General features: G+C 40.4%; 19 protein-coding genes. 8 read left to right on the top strand and 11 right to left on the bottom strand.

Features of this window, described 5'->3' with window-relative positions; all coding sequences use genetic code 11:
* Positions 1 to 112 precede the first annotated feature (112 nt).
* Entirely contained in the window at positions 113 to 721 is a 609-nt protein-coding gene (locus tag BFP71_RS00940; RefSeq protein WP_141719642.1) for a LolA family protein, read from the top strand.
* A 43-nt stretch (positions 722 to 764) separates the two neighbouring features.
* Here the strand turns inward: BFP71_RS00940 and BFP71_RS00935 are convergent, their stop codons facing one another.
* From BFP71_RS00935 to BFP71_RS00915, 5 genes are all read right to left on the bottom strand, one after another.
* On the bottom strand, positions 765 to 1,700 hold the full coding sequence (locus BFP71_RS00935; protein ID WP_069833584.1) for a carbon-nitrogen hydrolase family protein: 936 nt from the start codon (positions 1,698 to 1,700) through the stop codon (positions 765 to 767).
* Between the two features lie 115 nt (positions 1,701 to 1,815).
* The gene (locus BFP71_RS00930; protein ID WP_069833583.1) at positions 1,816 to 2,577 is read right to left on the bottom strand and encodes a DUF6503 family protein; all 762 of its coding nucleotides are present in this window, start codon (positions 2,575 to 2,577) and stop codon (positions 1,816 to 1,818) included.
* A 365-nt stretch (positions 2,578 to 2,942) separates the two neighbouring features.
* Positions 2,943 to 4,157 (bottom strand): hypothetical protein, encoded by a 1,215-nt coding sequence (locus tag BFP71_RS00925; RefSeq protein WP_069833582.1) that lies wholly within the window; start codon positions 4,155 to 4,157, stop codon positions 2,943 to 2,945.
* Between the two features lie 80 nt (positions 4,158 to 4,237).
* Positions 4,238 to 4,735, bottom strand: coding sequence for a DUF4440 domain-containing protein (locus BFP71_RS00920; RefSeq protein WP_069833581.1), 498 nt, complete (start codon positions 4,733 to 4,735; stop codon positions 4,238 to 4,240).
* A gap of 65 nt (positions 4,736 to 4,800) precedes the next feature.
* Entirely contained in the window at positions 4,801 to 6,447 is a 1,647-nt protein-coding gene (locus tag BFP71_RS00915; RefSeq protein ID WP_069833580.1) for a S41 family peptidase, read from the bottom strand.
* 167 nt (positions 6,448 to 6,614) lie between these two features.
* On the opposite strand from BFP71_RS00915, the gene BFP71_RS00910 reads away from it, so the two are divergent.
* The 7 genes from BFP71_RS00910 (at position 6,615) to BFP71_RS00880 (ending at position 13,681) form a co-directional block, all read left to right on the top strand.
* A complete protein-coding gene (locus tag BFP71_RS00910; RefSeq protein WP_069833579.1) occupies positions 6,615 to 7,367 on the top strand; it encodes a hemerythrin domain-containing protein in 753 nt (250 codons plus the stop codon).
* Positions 7,367 to 7,777, top strand: a complete 411-nt coding sequence (gene ruvX / locus BFP71_RS00905) for a Holliday junction resolvase RuvX (RefSeq protein WP_069833578.1) — start codon at positions 7,367 to 7,369, stop codon at positions 7,775 to 7,777. The genes BFP71_RS00910 and ruvX overlap by 1 nt, the downstream gene beginning before the upstream one ends.
* Positions 7,778 to 7,779: 2 nt before the next feature.
* The gene (gene def / locus BFP71_RS00900; RefSeq protein WP_069833577.1) at positions 7,780 to 8,340 is read left to right on the top strand and encodes a peptide deformylase; all 561 of its coding nucleotides are present in this window, start codon (positions 7,780 to 7,782) and stop codon (positions 8,338 to 8,340) included.
* Between the two features lie 9 nt (positions 8,341 to 8,349).
* Positions 8,350 to 8,775 (top strand): Dabb family protein, encoded by a 426-nt coding sequence (locus tag BFP71_RS00895; RefSeq protein WP_088124818.1) that lies wholly within the window; start codon positions 8,350 to 8,352, stop codon positions 8,773 to 8,775.
* A 115-nt stretch (positions 8,776 to 8,890) separates the two neighbouring features.
* On the top strand, positions 8,891 to 9,214 hold the full coding sequence (locus BFP71_RS00890; protein ID WP_069833575.1) for a PadR family transcriptional regulator: 324 nt from the start codon (positions 8,891 to 8,893) through the stop codon (positions 9,212 to 9,214).
* Positions 9,215 to 9,240: 26 nt separating this feature from the next.
* On the top strand, positions 9,241 to 11,865 hold the full coding sequence (locus BFP71_RS00885; protein ID WP_069833574.1) for an ABC transporter permease: 2,625 nt from the start codon (positions 9,241 to 9,243) through the stop codon (positions 11,863 to 11,865).
* Between the two features lie 112 nt (positions 11,866 to 11,977).
* Positions 11,978 to 13,681 (top strand): alanine/glycine:cation symporter family protein, encoded by a 1,704-nt coding sequence (locus BFP71_RS00880; protein WP_069833573.1) that lies wholly within the window; start codon positions 11,978 to 11,980, stop codon positions 13,679 to 13,681.
* Positions 13,682 to 13,822: 141 nt separating this feature from the next.
* Here BFP71_RS00880 and BFP71_RS00875 read toward each other — a convergent pair whose 3' ends face one another.
* The 6 genes from BFP71_RS00875 to BFP71_RS00850 form a co-directional block, all read right to left on the bottom strand.
* Positions 13,823 to 14,710 (bottom strand): hypothetical protein, encoded by an 888-nt coding sequence (locus BFP71_RS00875; protein WP_069833572.1) that lies wholly within the window; start codon positions 14,708 to 14,710, stop codon positions 13,823 to 13,825.
* Positions 14,711 to 14,808: 98 nt separating this feature from the next.
* Positions 14,809 to 15,090 (bottom strand): DUF427 domain-containing protein, encoded by a 282-nt coding sequence (locus BFP71_RS00870; protein ID WP_069833571.1) that lies wholly within the window; start codon positions 15,088 to 15,090, stop codon positions 14,809 to 14,811.
* 54 nt (positions 15,091 to 15,144) lie between these two features.
* Positions 15,145 to 17,091, bottom strand: coding sequence for a thiamine pyrophosphate-dependent enzyme (locus BFP71_RS00865; protein WP_069833570.1), 1,947 nt, complete (start codon positions 17,089 to 17,091; stop codon positions 15,145 to 15,147).
* A gap of 3 nt (positions 17,092 to 17,094) precedes the next feature.
* The gene (locus tag BFP71_RS00860) at positions 17,095 to 17,493 is read right to left on the bottom strand and encodes a DUF2721 domain-containing protein (RefSeq protein WP_069833569.1); all 399 of its coding nucleotides are present in this window, start codon (positions 17,491 to 17,493) and stop codon (positions 17,095 to 17,097) included.
* Entirely contained in the window at positions 17,493 to 18,278 is a 786-nt protein-coding gene (locus BFP71_RS00855; protein ID WP_069833568.1) for a hypothetical protein, read from the bottom strand. Before BFP71_RS00855 ends, BFP71_RS00860 begins: the two co-directional genes overlap by 1 nt.
* A 3-nt stretch (positions 18,279 to 18,281) precedes the next feature.
* Complete coding sequence (locus BFP71_RS00850) at positions 18,282 to 19,307, bottom strand: Rieske 2Fe-2S domain-containing protein (protein ID WP_069833567.1); 1,026 nt, start codon at positions 19,305 to 19,307, stop codon at positions 18,282 to 18,284.
* Positions 19,308 to 19,309 lie beyond the last annotated feature (2 nt).

The raw sequence follows: 19,309 nt of genomic DNA, 5'->3' as shown, positions 1-19,309 counted from the left end.
TGTGAGTGAAAATTCACAGGATTTTTTTATTTTTGAGTTCCTCAATCAAGCAACCTATGGTTGTACCATCACATCGCTTTCTTATATTAACGACAATTAAGATATGATTTCTATGAAAAGAGGTTTCTCTATACTCGTCTTATTACTAATTGCCACATCTATTCAAGCGCAGGATGCTGGTGGAAGGTTAATGGCCATTCTTGAAAAATATGGTCAAGTGCCCACTTACAAATTGAATGTGGTATATGAGTCAGTGAACGACAGAATGGGATTTAGCAATACACAAAACGGTGTGTTGGTGGTAGACGGTGATAAGTATATCATGACATTTGGACCTAATGAGACTTGGTTGAATGATGGTAAAACTGAATATATAGGGACTAAAGAAGAGGATCATTCACAAATACTCTATTTCTGTCCGGGCCAGAATACCGAAGCGATCATCAATTTTGGCGCAATGACTACATTTTTCACAAAGGATCACAAAGGTGTTATTGAGGGATCAAATATTAGATTGAGACCAAATAACGAGATGCCTTACGTTGAAGTTTATGTGGAAACTGAAAATGGAAATCTAACTGCAATCACGGCCACTGATGATTTTGGAACTGCGCATAAGTTCATATTATCCAACTTCAGCACTAATACAGCTGGAACTAAGTTTGTCATAAACCCGAAAGAGTACGAGGAAACCATTGACGAAAGAAAAGGCTGTAAATAAATAAGACTGTAGTCTACTCTGCTCGAAAGGGTAGACTATTTTTTCATCTTCTGCTCTTGTTCACATCGAGATGAAAAACATCATTGCGCTGATAATGACCAGTAACATCTAAGGCCATTTTTTCTTCCTTGCATCGGTGCAGGTCGACTTCTGCGGTAAAGACTCCCTCTTTATCCCAAATAGGTTCCATAACATAATGCCCGTCAGGTCCAACGATACAACTTCCACCATTTAGTAAAAGGTGGTCTGGTTTGTCAGCCAATTCGGCTGGAAGGTTAAGAACATCAGGAATATCCTTCACCCGCATTATTTGTCCAACGCCAACTGCAAAACAACGCCCTTCAAAAGCATAGGAACGCGTAGCGATTTGTAGCATTTCATGCACCTTTGGCCAAACAGCAATATGTATGTCTTCTCCGGCATTGTGCATGGTTTGTCGAGTAAGTGGCATCCAATGTTCCCAACATATAAGCCCGCCAACACGACCTATCGCCGTATCCACAGGTTTTAACCCAGCGCCGTCACCTTGTCCGTATAAGAGCCTTTCGGTATGTGTAGGCATCAGCTTACGGTGGTGGTTGGCAAGAATACCTTTTTCATTCCAAGTAAGCAGGCTATTATAAATTGTACCGTTACCAGGGCCAGTGGGCACTTTTTCATTTATGCCCATTACGATACTCAATCCTAATTCTTTAGCCCACTTTCCAATCTGTGCTACTTCAGATCCGTTTACGTCTAGGCTATTTTCATAAGTTTTGGCAAAAACCTCTTTGGTAGGTCTAAAGTCCCATTTCGCATACTCATCGCAGTAATCAATCCAAGCCGGATACCCTGTAAACCAAGTTTCACCGAAACTGACTAACTGAGCTCCCTGATCAGCAGCCTCTTTCAATAAAGATTCTACCTTTCCTAAAGACTTCTTTACGTCCAGGTATTCTGGTGCTGATTGCACCACCCCAATGGTCACATTTCTGTTCATAGTTCGAGTATAAGCAATCTCAATAGGATAGAAAAGTACCAATTCATCTGATGGTCATCAGGAAGTCGGAATGGTACTAATTAATGAATTTAACCTGTTGAGTGACTGAAATCACTCAGTTGATCACCACATTTTCATTAATGATTTTTGAAAGTTCAACGAGTTTGTTTTCGTTGAAAAGTTCATCTATGGTCATAATGTCAATGTCCTCATTTTCGGGTTTGTAGTTGACGTAATCCTGAATGAGCATACCATTTACCCTTCTTGGGTTAATCGCCTCTCGAAAACGCATGCCACCCTCATCAGTATGGTATAAATAAGCTAGGTAATCCATGCTATAATCTTCCTTATCAAACCAATAAAGAAAGACATCATCATAATCTTCACCGCCACCTTCTTGAGCAAAAGTGACTTTCACTTCGTGGTAAGCCTTGCCTTTAATATTCGTTTCACCGACATAAATCTTATTTACTGCCGGATCATTTAAGCCAAATGGAAGTCTGAAAAAGTAGATTACCGAATTGACGGATCTAGTATAAGCTGCTCTTTTTTCATCAGTAATTTCAGGTTCTACACCGTTTACAGTACGGCGCAGTGTATCGTTGTCCATTCTATCAATTACAGTAGCCCCAGTTGAGTCAATTTGGGTTCTGGTATATTCATACAAACCCTTTTCGTTTTTGTAAGTGTAATCTATATCTCTAAAAGTAAGTGAGAATGAAGTATTATCAAGGTTGCCCATTTGATGATACTCGATGGACTTATCAATGATAGTTTGGACCTGCGATTTAACCTCTTCAGTTTTTGGTTTTTCCTGCGTTGAGGTACACGCAGAAACTAGCGTGATAGCCAATAGAAAGTATAGAAATTTCGACATAGTAGGGGTTTTCTGCATTTATGAAGGTCGTAACAAAAAATTGATCTATAAAATTCAAAATTAGCCAAACACAAGGCATAAAAAAACCACCCCAACATCATTGGGGTGGCCAATAAACACACACAATACCAGAGGCTATGGAACCTCTAGATTTTCTTTAAGGAAGACTTTGATTGCGAAGTCTTCCAATACATTTCGAAGGAAATTTAAAAATTTGACACGGACAAATATTTCAGGCTAAATCACATAATTATATGATTATGTATAAAAACGTAGTCAAATAGTAATACTATCAAATTTTAATTGAGAGATTTGATGCGGTTTCGGCTGCTACTAATGGTAGTAGTAATACTCCTTTTACGGGCTTAATCTAGACTTATAATTGCTGACTTGACAATAGAAGATTCTTCAGATTCTGTCCAAGCCATAATTAAGTTATTGCCATTGCGAGTCATAACAGGGAAACCACTGGCTCTACTAGCCGCTGTTTGAGCAATTATTTTTCTATTTATCTCATTTCCTTCTCGATCAAAAATGCCGACCAAAATATTGGCTTCTTTGTCGATGGTTTCCATCCAGCTAACGGCAATGTTTCCATTTTCGAGTAGCACCGTACCCACACGTCCGTTAGTGTTTCCTTGACTAATTATAACTGGGGTATTGAAATTTTCCCCACCATCTTTTGATATAGCCATTTTCACTTGCGAAAAACCTGGAGTAGCAGTAAACCATGCAATTGCTACTAAGTCTTGACTAGCCACTATGGATGGGCCATTTACAGGGCAACCTTTTATTTCCCAATTGTCATTATAGATCGCTTTGGGAGTTGTCCATTTGCCATTTAAATGCCGTGTGATATAAATGTCGCGGATTTCTTCATGCGATCGATCACGATAGGCTACAATTGGACCGTTAGAGGTGATAGCCGCCGTGGTTTGACAGCAATCACAGGTTCTCCCATCTAATTCCCATTCGTTGATCATTTCACCTTCATCATCAAAAATTCCAGCTCTAATAGTCATGGCACCGCCACTATGATGTCCATTGTGAGACATCTGTGTGTCGCTCTTGGTATTTCGTCCATCAAGCCAGGTAATGAAATTTTGATTTTCATCCAGTGGGAGCATGCTTACAAAACCATGTTCGGCAGCTATGCTGTCTTTGTGAGCGATAAATGAAGAGGACCAAACCTGGCCACGATCTCGCGATTGGGTTACGTGTACATCATAGTCGTAAGTGCCCTCAGCACGTTTTTTTAGCCAATGGGCTGACAGCGTACCTCTATTTTCTATAAGAGAGGGGAAATCTGCCCAGTTTACAAACCAGTTGTTCCCCTCACTAATGAGCTTAGGAGCATCCCATTTGGTGCCATTCAGTGTGGTGAACTTGAACTGTATGCTTTCAGATTTTCTTTCCAGCCATGATAAGTAGACCTTGCCTTCATCATTAGTGAAAAGCCGAGGTGTTAAACTGTTTGTCGAGGCCGGGGAGTCAAGCGACAAAACTTCAATTTTAAGCTCATTATTGCTTTGGCAAGCACAAAAAGCCAATAGACACAGAAAGTAGAAAACCCGATTCATAGTCTAAAGATAAAGATGTTCAGCTATGTAAGCTTAAATAGCCAATCGATTGTGGTTTGTAGTAGGGGAAGTGATAAAAATTAGTATTCCAATATCTTACCTTTTTGGAAGTCAGATTCCCCAATAGAGTCATTTGGATTGGTGTCTGAATCCATCTGAATCTTCCATATGCCTTTTATTTTCCGAAGTACAACGTTGAATTTGCCGTAAAAAGATCGCGCCTTACCACCCTGATACCGTGTTAACTTGTAAATACCAACTTCGTAAGCGGCATTGCCTTTTTGAATTCGATCGTAGAAGCTAAATTCTATTCTCTGTTGTAGACGTTGGGAGTTCCAGCGATTAAAGTTTTCTAGATTTCTATCCTTATAATCTTGTCCAACTAATAAGCGTTTATTATCAAGAGTTAACCGCATTACATCATCCGTATGGATTTGATTAAAGAGACTGGCATCCAAATCTTGATAGGCCTGCATAAAGTTGTTCCACACGTCCTTATTGATGGCCTCTTGCTCGTTATTCTGAGCAAGTGCACTATGGCACAACAATAGCGCACTTAAAAAATATACTATCCTCATTTTAATGACCTTTAATTCAGAACGAGAGGTGCACTGCTTTGTTATTGGCAACAAAACAAAACTTATCAACGCATTTGTAGCAACAAACCATTCGACTGGTTCTGCAGTAAATCAGGGTTGTTAAAAAGCGTTATAGCTTGACGGTAAATCTCATTGGTCTCGTTGTAGATTTTGTAAAATGCATCATCATCAAAATTGTCACGAGCAATTCTGGCTTTGATCAAGTATTTCAAGAGCTCACGAGATTTTTCAAACTGCTTTTTGTTAAAACGAATTCCCTTTTTTACACCCAAGCCAACAACTTCGCGAAGCATAGCGGCAGTTACCTCAAAGTTCTTATTGTAGTCCTCAAAAGACATGTCTTTTAGCTCTGGGTGGTTATCCCTATAATCCAGCGTATACTCACGAATGGTGTTACTGTTTACCAAACGGTTTACATAAATGCTATTGTCGGTAGTATCTAGCGGCACAAAATAATCTGGCATAATACCGCCACCACCATAAACAGTTCGTCCTTTTGAAGTTTTGTAGGCCAAATCTTCATCGAATTGTACGCTATCTTTTACGAACAACTCGCCTGAAGTGTAGCGATTGTAATAGTCTGCATCGTAACTTTTTTCACCATCATCGTAAGGCTTTTGAATCGAGCGTCCACTAGGCGTGTAATATCTAGCAATGGTCATTCTAAGTTCAGAACCATCCTTTAAATCAAACGGTAATTGCACCAAGCCTTTACCGAACGATCGTCTGCCAATGACTAAGGCACGATCATTATCTTGAAGAGCACCCGCCACAATTTCGGAAGCTGAAGCACTGCCCTCATTGACCAATACAATCAAAGCACCGTCTTTAAAGATTCCTTTTTCAGTAGACTTGGCTTCGCTGTCATATTTTTCGCTTTGGCCTTTTTGGCTTACGATCAATTGATCTTCACTTAAAAACTCATCCGACATGCGGATAGCAGCACTCATATAACCACCAGTATTATTCTGAAGGTCCAATATGAGTTTGGTCATGCCTTGAGATTTTAATTCTTCAAGTGCGGATTTAAACTCATCATAAGTCGTTTCGGCAAATCGATTGACTTTGATATAGCCCATGCCGTCTTCCACCATATAGCTAGCATCAAGCGAATATTGTGGAATTGCACCCCGTTCTAACTCTATATCTAGTAATTCAGGTTCATTACGTCGGACAACTCCTACATTCACTTTTGAACCTCGAGGGCCCCTGAGCATATCATAAACCTTTCGGTTGTTGACGCCAATACCAGCAATGTTTTCACCATCTACTGAAACAATTTTATCACCCGCAATAATACCGGCTTTCTCAGAAGGTCCGCCAGGTAAAGGATTAACGACATACAGCGTGTCGCGTAATAAGTTAAATTCTACACCTATGCCGTCATATGTTGCTCGAAGCTGCGATGCGCTTAGTTCTCTGTCTTTCGGCGGGATATAAATTGTATGTGGATCTAGTTTGTCCAACATATTCTCGATAGACTCCTCTATCAGCGTTTCTGTGTCAACAGTGTCTACATAATCATTTTCGATATACTCCAGGAGCTCTCTGAATTTCTGAATTGAGCTGAGATATTTTTTGTCCTCTTTTGGTTCTCCAAATTCTGATCCGATGAGAATCCCGATAATGACGGCTATTGTCAATAGAATTGGGAGCCTAATATGGTATGATGAGTTCTTATGTTCGTTCACTTTCGACCTTTAATTAATTTGTAAAAATATACATTTGGGACGAAAACATGGGTAAATGTCATAGTATGATTGTAACGAATGACTTTAGTTTGTGTTCAAGAATTTTACTTCACCTCCTTTAAAAAAATGTGACTCAAAATTCTTAGTTTCGTTAATACACCTTTTTTATGGATCATTTACTAAAAACCACTATCACAGACCTTGTTTCTGAAAACCATGTACGAGCTTCTGTGCTCTATTATTTCGGTGTCAAATTCTATGATTACAAGCTTGAGACGTTAGAAGAGGTGTGTTCAAAGTTGGGCTTGGATGCTCTGTCAGTCATCAAAAGTTTAGAGCTGGTTTTAGACGAGAAAGAGACTACTCAAAACCAACTGAAAGCTTACCCCCCAGAGCTCGTGACCGAGTATCTGAAACATGCACATTATGTATTTATCAAAAAGCGATTGCCATATATCGGACAACTCATCGATGGGGTGAAAGACGTGAACTTTAGATATAAATCTCTCTCAAGTGACCTAAAGTCTATTTTCCCAATGTTCGTGGAAGATTTTATTCACCACATTTATGAAGAGGAAGATACCATGTTCACTTATGTAGAAAGACTGAGTAAGTTTTTGGTCGACGAAAAGCCCTCTTCGGAGATCTACTACCTGATGGAGAAGTTTTCAGTTCAGGAATTTGCGCTTGAACATGAAGTGCATGAAAGTGAGATGGAAGGTTTTAGAAAATTTACAAATAACTATCAATACTGCGATGAGGCAGATTTACATATCAAAGTGCTTTTTACGGAGTTAGAAAGATTTGAAAAAGATTTAATGATCCACGCAAAAATTGAGAATGAGATTCTTTTTCCGAAAGCCTTGCAGCTTGAGCGATTAGCTAAGCTTAAGTTTTACGACTTTTCTAAACTGAATTAATGGGTAGAATATTAGCCATCGACTATGGCACCAAAAGAGTGGGTTTGGCAGTCACCGATCCACTTCAAATCATCGCTTCTGCTTTAGATACCATACATTCAAAAGATGTTATTGCCTTCCTGAAAAAATATGATCATGAAGAGGGTATAGAAGTGTTTGTATTAGGAATGCCCAAAAAGCTTGATGGTACGCCTACAAATGCCACGCCTTTGGTTCAGCAATTTCATCGGCTTCTTAAAAAACACTTTCCTGAAAAACCTGTTTATTTGCATGACGAAAGATATACTTCCAAAATGGCGCTCGATGCCATGATCGCGGGGGGTGTCAAAAAGAAAGATAGAAGAGAAAAAGGTAATATTGATAAGGTAAGTGCCACCATTATCCTTCAATCCTACCTCGAAAGCAAATAGATATGATTTACCCTATTGTTGCCTTTGGCGATAACGTATTAAGAAAAGAAGCAAAAGACTACCCGAAGGATTCGGAAGACCTGACCACCCTTGTAGAAAACATGTTTGAAACCATGTATAATGCAAATGGTGTGGGACTAGCTGCACCACAAATAGGCATGTCGCATAGAATTTTTGTGATCGATTCGACACAAATGAATTCAGAAGAAGAAAGTAATAAGGGTGTAAAAAGAGCATTTATAAACCCAGAGATACTTGACGAATACGGCAATGAATGGAGTTTTGAGGAAGGTTGCCTCAGTATTCCAGATGTACACGGAGAAGTAATTCGACCTGAAAAACTTACTATTCATTATTATGATGAATTGTGGAATCCCCATGAAGAAGAATTCGATGATTTAACTGCAAGGGTTATCCAACATGAATATGACCACCTAGATGGCGTCCTATTTACGGATTATATCAAAGGGCTCAAGAAACAAATGCTTCGCTCAAAGTTGGTAGGCATTTCTAAAGGAAATGTGAATGTGAAGTATCGAATGAAATTCCCGATCAAAAAATAACGTCTACTTATGAATAAGTTTTTTCTAGCACCCGTTTGCGTTCTAGCCTTTCTAATGACAGGATGTCAAGCTAATGTTAGTGATAATGCAGCCACTGTAGTTTCAGTAAGCGAGGAAAAAAGGTTAGAAAATCCATTTGTTCACACGGCCTATTTTTGGTTCAAGGAATCGGCAACAACACAGCAAATAGAAGACTTTAAGGAATCTGCCAAGCGATTGGCGGAAATTGAAACTGTAAAATTCTTTCATGCCGGAGAGCCAGCACCTACCACTAGAGAAGTTATAGAAAACACCTATGACTATGCAGTAGTTTTTCATTTCAAAGACCTTGAAGCCCAAGAGTTTTACCAAAAGGCACCTCTCCACATACAAATGATCGAAGATCATTCTGAAATCTGGGAACGCGTAATGGTGACAGATATCAGCAATAATTAGTCAAAATTCCCATGTTAGTCTGTAACTAATATTTCTTTTCGAAGTATTGTACTATATTAGTTTGACAAATAAGAGTGAAATAAGCTTCTTAATTGACAATTGTAACATTCGATTTATGAAAGGGACACATTTAGGTGAGTTTGAAGAGTTAGTCTTGCTAACATGCGCTTTGCTCATTAACAGCGCTTATAGCGTCACTATAGGTGCTGAAATAGAAGAACAAACAGGAAGAACTATCACCCTGTCGACAGTGCATACGGCGCTCTATAGATTAGAAAAGAAGGGATATTTGGAATCCTATATGGGAGGTACCACGGGAGAAAGAGGGGGGAGGCGCAAGCGTCTTTATAGGATTACTGCTTCAGGGTTTGAAGTACTTAATCAAGCTAAGGATATGAGAAATAGAATGTGGGATATGATGCCCGATTATAAATTTTAATTTTCCTTATTAGTTTGACAAATAAGATGGAAATAGATAAAAACAAACCACCACGCTTGGTCGATCGCTTTTTAGAGTGGTACTGCTCTTCCAAATATCTGGAAGAGGTACAGGGCGATTTGCATGAATGGTTTGATAGGAGGGTAGAGCGCCAGGGTTTAAGGCAAGCAAGACTTTTCTACATATATGATGTCATAGCCTATTTCAGGCTTTTTAGGTTAAAACGAATCAACGAAATGGAAAAAAACAACAACATGTTAATGCTCAACTATTTGAAAGTGGCCGCTAGGCAGTTCAAAAAGAATTTTTGGTACTCCTCTTTAAATGCTGCCGGACTTACTATCGGTATTCTAAGTTCTTTACTCATCTCACTCTATATTCTAGATGAATTGAGTTTCGATCGGTTTCATGAGGGACATGAGAACATATATCGATTGCTAAATCACAATCCGAAGACAGGTGATAAAGCAGCATCAACACCATCGCCTTGGAAGATAAATATGGGGACAGGCTTCCCTGAAATAAAGGCACATACACGAATGGGTCAAGATGGAGTTTTAGTAAAGCAAGCAGGTCAAAATTATTTTGAGAGCGGGTTTTATTGGGCAGATGAAAATTTCATGAGTTTTTTCAGCTTTGAAGTCCTTCAGGGAGATAGAAATACAATGCTTGAAGAACCAAATAGTGTGGTCATAACAGCCACCAAAGCCTTGAGGTACTTCGATCGCTTAGATGTAGTGGGTGAGCAACTTCCCATCAAAGTTTATGATGGCAATAAAGACTTTCTAATGAAAATCACTGGGGTAATAAAGGACGTACCCAGTAATTCTCATTTGCAATTTGATTTTCTAGGCTCCATGTCAACCACAAAAGAGATTTATGGTAAGTTCGATAATTGGTGGGGGCTAAATTGGCTTCAAAGCTATGTGAAATTAGAGTCTAAGGCAGATTTAGCGGCTGTGGAAGCTAAAGTGCCAGGTTTTTTTGAAAAATATAGAAGAGAAGGAGCCTCAGAATTTAGTGGAATCATTTTTCAACCACTCGCCGATGTTAGACTCAACTCCTCTGACATCCACGGAAACTTCGAAAAGGGCAATAAAGATTATATCTATCTATTTGGTTTTATAGCCATCATGATCCTGCTGGCGGCCATTATTAATTATGTGAATTTAACGACAGCCAAATCCTCGCTCAGAGGTAAAGAAGTGGGCATGCGAAAAGTTTTTGGAGGCACAAGGAGACAGGTGGCACGCCAATTCTTTATTGAGTGTGCATTTCAGGTTTCCGTAGCCCTGCTATTAGCGCTTAGTCTAGCCTTGTTAATCCTTCCGCTATTCAATGAGATTGTCTCAAAGAATATGACACCGGCAGATGTATTTCAAGTGCCCGTCTTAATGGTTTTAGCGTTTACATTTGTGGCCATTTTAACAGCATCTGGCATATACCCGGCAATCGTTATGAACCGTTTTAGACCAGTGGATGTGATCAGAGGCAATAAGTCAGGTGCCTTAGGTACTAAATCCTGGGTCCGAAAAGTTCAGGTGTTACTGCAGTTTTCGATCGCTGCCTTTTTGATATCTAGTACGCTTATCGTCATCAATCAGATGAATCATATCAAGCAGTTTGACAAAGGCTTTAATGCCGAGCAGTTAATCACTATCCCCGTAGATGACCGCGGAATGCAAGATGAGCTTGTCCTAATAAAAGAAAGGATGCGTAAAGTTCAGGGAGTAAACATGATTTCTGCCTCAGGCGAAAGTTTACCAAGTGACATGAATAATACGGTGGGTTTTTCATGGGATGGGAAACTAGATAGCGAAATGGCCTCCATCCATCTCGTGGCGATCGACTACGATTACCTACAAACTATCGAGGCTGACCTGCTTTTAGGTAGAAATATTTCAAAGGAAATGGTTTCAGACTCGAGTGTGGTTTGTTTGATTAATGAATCGGCTTTTAAGAAAACAGGCTGGGAAGACTTAGCTGGGAAGAAAATTCAATTGGATGCCGATAACAGAGTTGTTGCTGGTGTAATTGAAGACTTTAATTACAATTCGCTTCATTCGGCAGTTGCGCCTACAGCTTATATACTTCTCCCTCCTGGGTCTAGGTCAAGTCCTGATAATTTGATTATTCGTTTAAATACCGATCAAGTAACAAGTGCTCTAGATGGTATTGATCAAATCTGGAGAGCATATAGTGACCAACCATTGGATTTTAAATTTGTAGATGAAGCTTTTGCCAGCCTATATGGCAACGAGCAGAAGTTTGTGAAAATGGTGATTGGGTTTTCCATTATCGGAATTTTCCTGACCATTTTAGGGCTTGTAGGGTTGGTATCATTTATGGCAGAAAGGTATGCCAAGGAAATAAGCATTAGAAAGGTTTTAGGTGCTTCTATTGGGAGTGTTTTGACCAAATTTAGTAGTCAGTTCGTACTAATTTTCGTCATTGCGATGGCAGTTTCCTTACCGCTGAGCTATTTAGTCATGCAAGAATGGCTACAAGGTTTTGCCTTTCAAGTTGATGTTTCTTGGACCATTTTCTTTGTGGCTGGACTCATTTCGATTTTTATTACGCTTGTAAGTGTTGGTGGCCAAAGCTTAAAAGTGGCATCCGCAAATCCAGTGAAATACTTGTCTGATCATTAACGTTAACTCGCATAAAGGTAAGCCTCAAAGTATATCAATAGGGATTATGTCTTTGCTGAGAAGGCAGAATCCCTATTTTTGTGCCTTTGTTTCTAAAATTTGAGCAGTTGATATGCAGCAAGTAGATGATTTCCTGAGTTTAATTGATAGTTATATTGGAAGTGCGGGATGGTTCCCGTTTGCCCTATTAGGGGTAGGACTATTCTTTACCATATACCTCAAATTTCCTCAAATACGGTTTTTTGGTTTTGCCCTAAAGGTGGTAAAAGGGAAGTTTGATAGTAAAGATGACGAAGGAGATACTTCTCATTTTCAGGCCTTAACCACAGCACTTTCTGGTACTGTCGGAACAGGAAATATTGCTGGTGTCGCTTTGGCGCTTCATTTGGGTGGTCCTGCCGCCTTGTTTTGGATGTTAGTAACAGCTGGAATTGGTATGTGTACCAAGTTTGTGGAGGTAACTCTATCACATAAGTATAGAGAAAAAGCACAGGATGGTACAATGGCTGGTGGCCCTATGTACTATATGAAGAACGCCGATTTCATGTTAAGTGGGAAAAAAGTTAACATGAAATGGCTGGCTATAATTTTTGCTATCGCCACCGTTTTATCAGCTTTTGGAACAGGTAGTTTACCTCAAATTAACAGTATTTCTACTTCCATTCAGGCTACTTTTGGTATTGAGCTATGGATCACTGGAGCAATTCTAGCTGTGCTTTTAGGAATAGTGATTATTGGCGGAATCAAACGTATTGCGGCAATTACTGAGAAACTTGTACCTGCAATGGCTTTGATTTATTTCATCGGCTGTTTCGCGGTAATACTAGCTAACCTCGAAAACCTTTTACCTGCTTTAGTAGCAATTGTAGGAGATATATTCACAGGATCGGCAGCGGCTGGAGGTTTCCTAGGTGGAACCATTTGGTATGCTTTTGATCGTGGTGTAAACAGAGGCTTATTCTCAAACGAGGCTGGTCAGGGTAGTGCCCCGATTGCGCATGCATCTGCAAAGGCACATGAACCAGTATCAGAAGGAATGGTAGCGATACTTGAGCCATTCATTGACACTATTATTATCTGTACAATTACTGGTTTGACCTTACTTTCCTCAGGTGTGTGGAATGAAAAGCATCAAAATGTTTTTCAAGCTGCGGACATGGAAATTTTAGCAGGAACCAATTTCACTGATGAAACAGACGAGGGTGTTAAGGCACTTGCAGAGCACATCGGTGGAGTAAATGAATTGGAACTTTTCAATGGCCCGTTAGATGTTCAGGCAGGTAAAATCACAACTGCTGCAACCGTAATACACGCAAGATCTTTGGCCGAAGATGTTGTCGTGAAAAATGACATCGACGAACCATTCACCGGAATAATCATGGTCGAAAACGGCCGACCGGTGGATTCAGATGAAACATTTGAAGGCTTATCATTAGTACATAGTGCTCCTTTGACAGCACTAGCCTTTACCAAGGGGTTTTTCGGCGAGTATGGAAAATATATTGTTTCAATCGGTTTGCTTCTCTTTGCCTTTAGTACAGCAATTTCGTGGTCTTACTATGGTGATAGAGCAATGACTTTCTTATGGGGTTCTGGCTCTGTAAAGTACTTTAGAATAGTGTATGTAGTGGCATTCTTCTTGGCTTCGTTTCAGGATACCACCATTATCTGGACCTTGTCTGGGATCACAATTGCCCTAATGACCTTACCAAACTTATTAGGTCTGTTCTGGCTGAGAAAAGAAATGAAGTCGACAATAGCCGATTACTGGAAAGGATTTAAGAAAGAATTCCCCGATGTAAAAACACCGGAATAGTAAAAGGCCCTTCGAAAATCGAAGGGCTTTTTTTATGCTTACTCTTTCATCTGCCTTCTCGAGCCTACAGTGGCAAATTGCCTGAATTCGTCAAGTGTGTGATTAATGTTTTTTCGTGCTTTGATCAAGACTCGAGTCTAATTACTGATCAATACCTAGAATGTTTAAAGAAGCCGCAATTCCTGCTTTCAAGAAATCCATCACTATTTTAGATTGTTGCGCTGCTGATTTTGACTTTACTATTTCTGAAGCCTTCAACACTGCCCCTTTGAATGGTTCACTGATCCACTGCCCATGCGGTAGTTTAGGTAGATCTTTGTATTCGTTATCGCCATCTTTCGACCAAGTCGTGATATAATAGTAAGGTTCTTCACTGGCTGGGTCTGGAATACCCATGCCGATACTGAAAGATTTGATCGGGTCCTCTCCATCATCAAAAACCATTGGAATATAGACACCGTGATCAAAATGATGAGGCCATGTCCTTACAGTTGATGACGTTTTATAAGACTGAGCAAAATATTCTAGGGCTAAATTGCTATTTGATCGGTACTTAGCCATTTCTTCGAAAAGTTCTGGGTTTTCGAACTGGTAAGGGGCTCCGTTGTCAGTCTCATGGGTTGGAATATCATAGTGGATATCCATTTTCATAAGCCCAGCATCTTTACCGAAGGTAGTCAACTGGTCCTTTATCCATTCAAGTGCTTCATCATTCGTTTTGCGATTAAGCGGATAATTAGCTACTCCTTTCATATCCGCATTATAAGCGATCAAAGTCAAGTCCTTTGGTCGCATAGCAAATCTGAAATTACCCTGGCGTTCTCTTATCCAATTTCCTGCGAGTACTTCTTCTCTAGGCAGCCACCTGAGATTTGTATGGCTATCGTCGGGTTCATTTTTGATATAGTGTTTTCCCGCCATGGCGATGAATTGAACACCTCGATGAATTTGCTCAATAGCCGGAGCTAAAGTTTTTGGATCTACACTACTTAATAGCGACCAATTGGATTTGATAGAGGCAAGGCTCATAATTATCTGCTAATTTCTTTGAATTCCTGAGTGCATTCGGTTAGTCAAATACCTTCTAGGGGAGGGGGTGGATTCTTTTTCAATGGAAAAAAAACCTGTCAATCTTCGATTTTGACGCCTTTCCAAAAAGCGACGTAATTCTTAATGCCTTTCGCCAATTCTGAGGTTTCAGGATAGTACCAAGCGGCATCTGGATTTTCAGAACCGTTTACTTCAATCGTGTAGTAACTTGCTATTCCTTTCCACGGACAGTTGGAGTGTGTACTACTCGATTTAAAGTATTCTTTTTTGATAGACTCATGAGGGAAATAATGGTTTCCTTCAACGACTACCGTTTCATTACTTTCGGCGATAATCTCATCATTCCAAATTGCTTTCATCTTCTTCTTATTTATTGTTAGTTCATAAACTGATTGGTGAGCAGGAACGTTCCACTAGATTAGTCCTACATCTGTCATAACTTCTAACATAGCAGGTCCATCGTGCGCTATCACTTGTTTCATAGCATCGGCTAAATCGTCTTTACTTTCTACCCGAATCCCCAAAGCGCCACAACTATTGGCATAATCAGAGAAATTAGGATTGTGAAGTTCAGTAGCCCAAACATCAAATTCTCCTGCGCGCTGTTCTTTAGAAATTTTACCTAGTTCTGAATTATTCAGTAAGATCAACTTAATAGGCATCTTGTATTTTACCGCTGTAGTCAATTCTGCCAAGTACTGACAGAAACCACCATCACCTGCAACGGCAATTATCGGTCTAGAATCACCTACAGCAGCCCAAGCACCCATGGCTGCTGGAAAAGCGAAGCCAATGGAACCTAAGTACCCCGACATCAGAAAGGTATGCTCTTTTGTCTCGAAATATCGACCTAGGGAATAAGCGTTGTTTCCTACATCTGCACAGATAACGGCGTTTGCTGGCGTTAATTTGTTCATCGCATCAAATACCGCGATCGAGCTGACACCTTTACCCTGGTCTTCTAATAATCTCTTTGCTTTTTCCGATTTCCAAATAGCCCAACGCTTAGCAACTTCATCGCGACGATCAACTGTATCTGTTTTACCCGAAAGCCCTTTTTTCAATAAGTCAACAGTCACCGAGATTTCACCCCAAACAGGAACATCGATCTTATGAAATTTACTGAGTGCTAGTGGGTCAAAGTCGATTTGAATTGTTGGAATATGATCAGTAATGCCCGTATGGTTTGAGAAAGACGCTCCAAACACACAAAGCATATCGGCTTCATTCATAAACCAAGAAGCTATTGGTGTTCCACTTCTTCCGAGTACACCGCAGCCCAGCGGATGGTTGTCTGCAATCTGTCCCTTGGCTTTAAATGTAGTCATCACCGGTGCATTAATACTTTCAGCAAATTCGATGATTGCTGGCATATTAAACCGTGCACCATGACCAACGATAATCGCAGGTTTCTTAGATTTTTTAAATAGGGTAATGGCTTCATCCAGACTTTCTTGTGGTGGCGCAATTTGTAGTGGTGTCATTCTTCCATCAGGTGTGCCAGGGCTTGCATTTTCAGGGACAGGCAGTTCTTGTACTTCGTCTGGGAAGGTTAAATGAGAGACATCTCTTTTTAAAATCGCATGTTTGATGGCCGTTCCCATCAGTTCGGCATGTTTACTAGAACTCTGAGTAGCATGGTTAAATTCGGCTACTGCCCCAAAAGCCTTTACTAAGTCCACCTCTTGAAAGTTACCCGTACCGATTACTTGTGTAGCCACTTGGCCAGTAAGGGCGAGTATTGGTGCTCTGTCTACCTTAGCATCCCAAAGCCCTGTAAACATATTAGTCGATCCAGGGCCTGCTATAGCAAAGCATGCCGCAGGTTTACCGGTTAGTTTTCCATAGGCTGACGCAGCGAATGATGCGGCACCCTCATGTCTGATGCCATAGAAGTTTAACTTGCCTTGTTCCTCTTGTCTGCGCATGGCGTCGGCAAATCCAAGATTAGAATGGCCAACCATGCCAAATACCTTTGTAACACCCCAATTCACCATGGTTTCAGCCATTAAATCTGAGATAGTGGCCTCATGTGGCGCTTCTTCTTCAATACCCACGAAAACGGCCCCGTCTTCTACTTTAGTCAGAAAAGTCTCAACGCCATCGTCGTATCCTGGGGCCAAGCCAGTACATGGATGGTAGTCCCAACCATGCCATGGGCACCTCAGCAAACCATTTTCAATGCTTCCTTCTCCTAAAGGACCTCCTTGGTGCGGACATCGATTATCGAGTGCCGAAATCTTACCTTCGAAATGGGTTAAACACAACACTTGATGTTCTGCGTTGGCAGACATGACACGGCCTTCAGGAAGGTCTTTTACGTCGTCTAGCACTTTGTGCCATTTCATTTTTTTAGCCATGGTTCAGTCTTTATGTATACTATTTAAAAATTGGTTGTGCTTAATGCGTACTGCTCGTATTGAAAAAGTGATGAGTAGCAAAGAAGCAATGACCAGTGCCGCTATGCCAACTACTAAAAGCAATTGATGTAGTGTGCCATCATGCATTTCTGTTCGTAGCTCGAATATTCCTTCAATCAGTCCGGCTACTGCGAAAACTGCGGCACTAATGTATAGACAAACCATCGCTACGTTAAGTAGCGACATCTGCGATATCTTTTTCTGGATCAGTTCTGGTTTACAGTCTTGGCGTTCGAGGAGGTTATTGATTTCAGTGCTGATGGCGGTGGCCAAGTTAGAAGTAGACATGATCATCATGCCGATACCAGGTAATAGTGTTAAAGGAATTACCCAGTTATCCATTAGTTGAGTCGTTTAATTTTAGAAGGGTCTACATATAAGATTTTCCATTCTCCCAGTTGTTCAACTTTGCCTTGAAGGTTTGCGCCTTCTGCCACAAATTCTAGAACTTCTTGATTGATATCTTCACCATTTGTCCCTTTAATGATGTAATAGTTGGCTAACTTCTCTTTTGTCTGGACGACGTAGACTGGTGGAATGCCGCCAGCAATACACAAACTAGCACATGATTTATGTGGCTTATTTTGCGCTGGTTTCATGGAACCGAAATAGCATTTTGGGTCCACGATTTCGCCAGTCAGTGAAATTGAACCTGCGCTAGCTCGAATAACCTCGTATTTATTGGCGTTTTCTAATGTGCGATGGTTTTGCAAAGACTTTTCTTTTTCGGTTAGTTCTAGCAGTGTGAATCCATCTTGATAAATCAGTGTTCCTCGTAAAGTGACTTCATAATCACTGATATTGCCGCCGACGGTTTCCTGCATTTTTTCGATAGAACTTCTCGCGCCGAATTTCCCAAAGTCAATCAGCATAATGTTTTTGCCAACCTTACCTTCTTCATCGGCAATTATCCTAATGTGCGGAACAGGTTCCATTTTAATCACGCCCGTCATTTCGGTAAGTTCACCGAACTCATAAGTTCCATTGTTGATATGTTTGTGTGAAGAAGACATGAAAAACGAAACCGCACCCATCACAATGAATATTAGCACTACAAAGGCGATCACAAATCGAGCAATCTTTTTTGGTGCTTTTGGAAGATAACCTACGTAGAATTCGTCTTTCATAATCTATGATTCAAAGGTTATCGGTTCTAGAGCAGTGCCCTCTGGTTGTGGTTTTGGATCGACAAACACTTTTTCACCATCAAGCTTCAATAAATAAGTCGCTACTTTTTCAGTAAAAGGCGGTGGAGAAGTTCCATTGTGAGGCTCATATTGGTAGCCATGCCACGGGCAAGTCACACAACCATCAATAACCTTTCCTTCTCCAAGTGGACCATTTTGATGTTTGCAGACGTTACTGATCGCTGAGAGTTTACCATCGTATTTAAAAATCGCGATATTTTCTCCATTCAACGTGACGACTTTTGCGCAATCATCTTTGATGTCTTCTAAATTACAGGCGTAGTAATAGCCTTTGGAAGTCAATGCTAAACCTCTTCCAGACTTTATGGACGATCCAAAGTGTAAGGCAATGATGATCATAAGTCCCAGCATGAGGCCACCGTAAATAAAAGGGGATGATTCTAATTGAACCACACCGAGCATTACGTGCATAATGATCAGTGCATAGGCCAAATAGACCATCATATGCAAACCCTTCCAGACTTTTGGGCTTAGGTTTTTCAACCAAAAATCATGGCTAGTGGCGGCCATTAGAAATAGAATCATTAAGGCAAAAAAGCCTAATACTTGGAATGGAAATTCTACCAGGCTGTTATAGCTACCATTGGAGGTGAAAAGAGAAATCAGTGGGTTTTTACTACCCAGTGAGTGGAATTGCATAATGCTAAAAACCCCATGTACCAAAGCCACCAAAAACATGGTCACCCCTAAGTGACGTCTGTTGTATAGGAGGGGTAAAAACTTGGAATTCAATCGGGCTAGCGGACCAATAGCTAAAATAATGTGCAGTAGTAATAGGGCTAAAGTCGCAGTTGCCCTGATAATCATGGTTTCGGCTGTTAACTCCGGGTTGTAGAGCCCAGTGAAAACAATGTATAGCCCTAGGTAGCCTAAAACGAAAACAAAGAGGATTGTATCGTAAATCTTCTTTTGCTTATTCCATAATATACCAGCATAGTTTACACTCATAA

The organism is Roseivirga misakiensis (assembly GCF_001747105.1).
Taxonomy (GTDB): domain Bacteria; phylum Bacteroidota; class Bacteroidia; order Cytophagales; family Cyclobacteriaceae; genus Roseivirga; species Roseivirga misakiensis.
This window is presented reverse-complemented; position numbering and strand designations above follow the sequence as displayed.

What these genes read in the sequence shown, in the direction of transcription:
- BFP71_RS00940 (WP_141719642.1), top strand. Translation starts at nt 113, where the DNA reads ATGAAAAGAGGTTTCTCTATACTCGTCTTATTACTAATTGCCACATCT.
- BFP71_RS00935 (WP_069833584.1), bottom strand. Translation starts at nt 1,700, where the DNA reads ATGAACAGAAATGTGACCATTGGGGTGGTGCAATCAGCACCAGAATAC.
- BFP71_RS00930 (WP_069833583.1), bottom strand. Translation starts at nt 2,577, where the DNA reads ATGTCGAAATTTCTATACTTTCTATTGGCTATCACGCTAGTTTCTGCG.
- BFP71_RS00925 (WP_069833582.1), bottom strand. Translation starts at nt 4,157, where the DNA reads ATGAATCGGGTTTTCTACTTTCTGTGTCTATTGGCTTTTTGTGCTTGC.
- BFP71_RS00920 (WP_069833581.1), bottom strand. Translation starts at nt 4,735, where the DNA reads ATGAGGATAGTATATTTTTTAAGTGCGCTATTGTTGTGCCATAGTGCA.
- BFP71_RS00910 (WP_069833579.1), top strand. Translation starts at nt 6,615, where the DNA reads ATGGATCATTTACTAAAAACCACTATCACAGACCTTGTTTCTGAAAAC.
- ruvX (WP_069833578.1), top strand. Translation starts at nt 7,367, where the DNA reads ATGGGTAGAATATTAGCCATCGACTATGGCACCAAAAGAGTGGGTTTG.
- def (WP_069833577.1), top strand. Translation starts at nt 7,780, where the DNA reads ATGATTTACCCTATTGTTGCCTTTGGCGATAACGTATTAAGAAAAGAA.
- BFP71_RS00895 (WP_088124818.1), top strand. Translation starts at nt 8,350, where the DNA reads ATGAATAAGTTTTTTCTAGCACCCGTTTGCGTTCTAGCCTTTCTAATG.
- BFP71_RS00890 (WP_069833575.1), top strand. Translation starts at nt 8,891, where the DNA reads ATGAAAGGGACACATTTAGGTGAGTTTGAAGAGTTAGTCTTGCTAACA.
- BFP71_RS00885 (WP_069833574.1), top strand. Translation starts at nt 9,241, where the DNA reads ATGGAAATAGATAAAAACAAACCACCACGCTTGGTCGATCGCTTTTTA.
- BFP71_RS00880 (WP_069833573.1), top strand. Translation starts at nt 11,978, where the DNA reads ATGCAGCAAGTAGATGATTTCCTGAGTTTAATTGATAGTTATATTGGA.
- BFP71_RS00875 (WP_069833572.1), bottom strand. Translation starts at nt 14,710, where the DNA reads ATGAGCCTTGCCTCTATCAAATCCAATTGGTCGCTATTAAGTAGTGTA.
- BFP71_RS00870 (WP_069833571.1), bottom strand. Translation starts at nt 15,090, where the DNA reads ATGAAAGCAATTTGGAATGATGAGATTATCGCCGAAAGTAATGAAACG.
- BFP71_RS00865 (WP_069833570.1), bottom strand. Translation starts at nt 17,091, where the DNA reads ATGGCTAAAAAAATGAAATGGCACAAAGTGCTAGACGACGTAAAAGAC.
- BFP71_RS00860 (WP_069833569.1), bottom strand. Translation starts at nt 17,493, where the DNA reads ATGGATAACTGGGTAATTCCTTTAACACTATTACCTGGTATCGGCATG.
- BFP71_RS00855 (WP_069833568.1), bottom strand. Translation starts at nt 18,278, where the DNA reads ATGAAAGACGAATTCTACGTAGGTTATCTTCCAAAAGCACCAAAAAAG.
- BFP71_RS00850 (WP_069833567.1), bottom strand. Translation starts at nt 19,307, where the DNA reads ATGAGTGTAAACTATGCTGGTATATTATGGAATAAGCAAAAGAAGATT.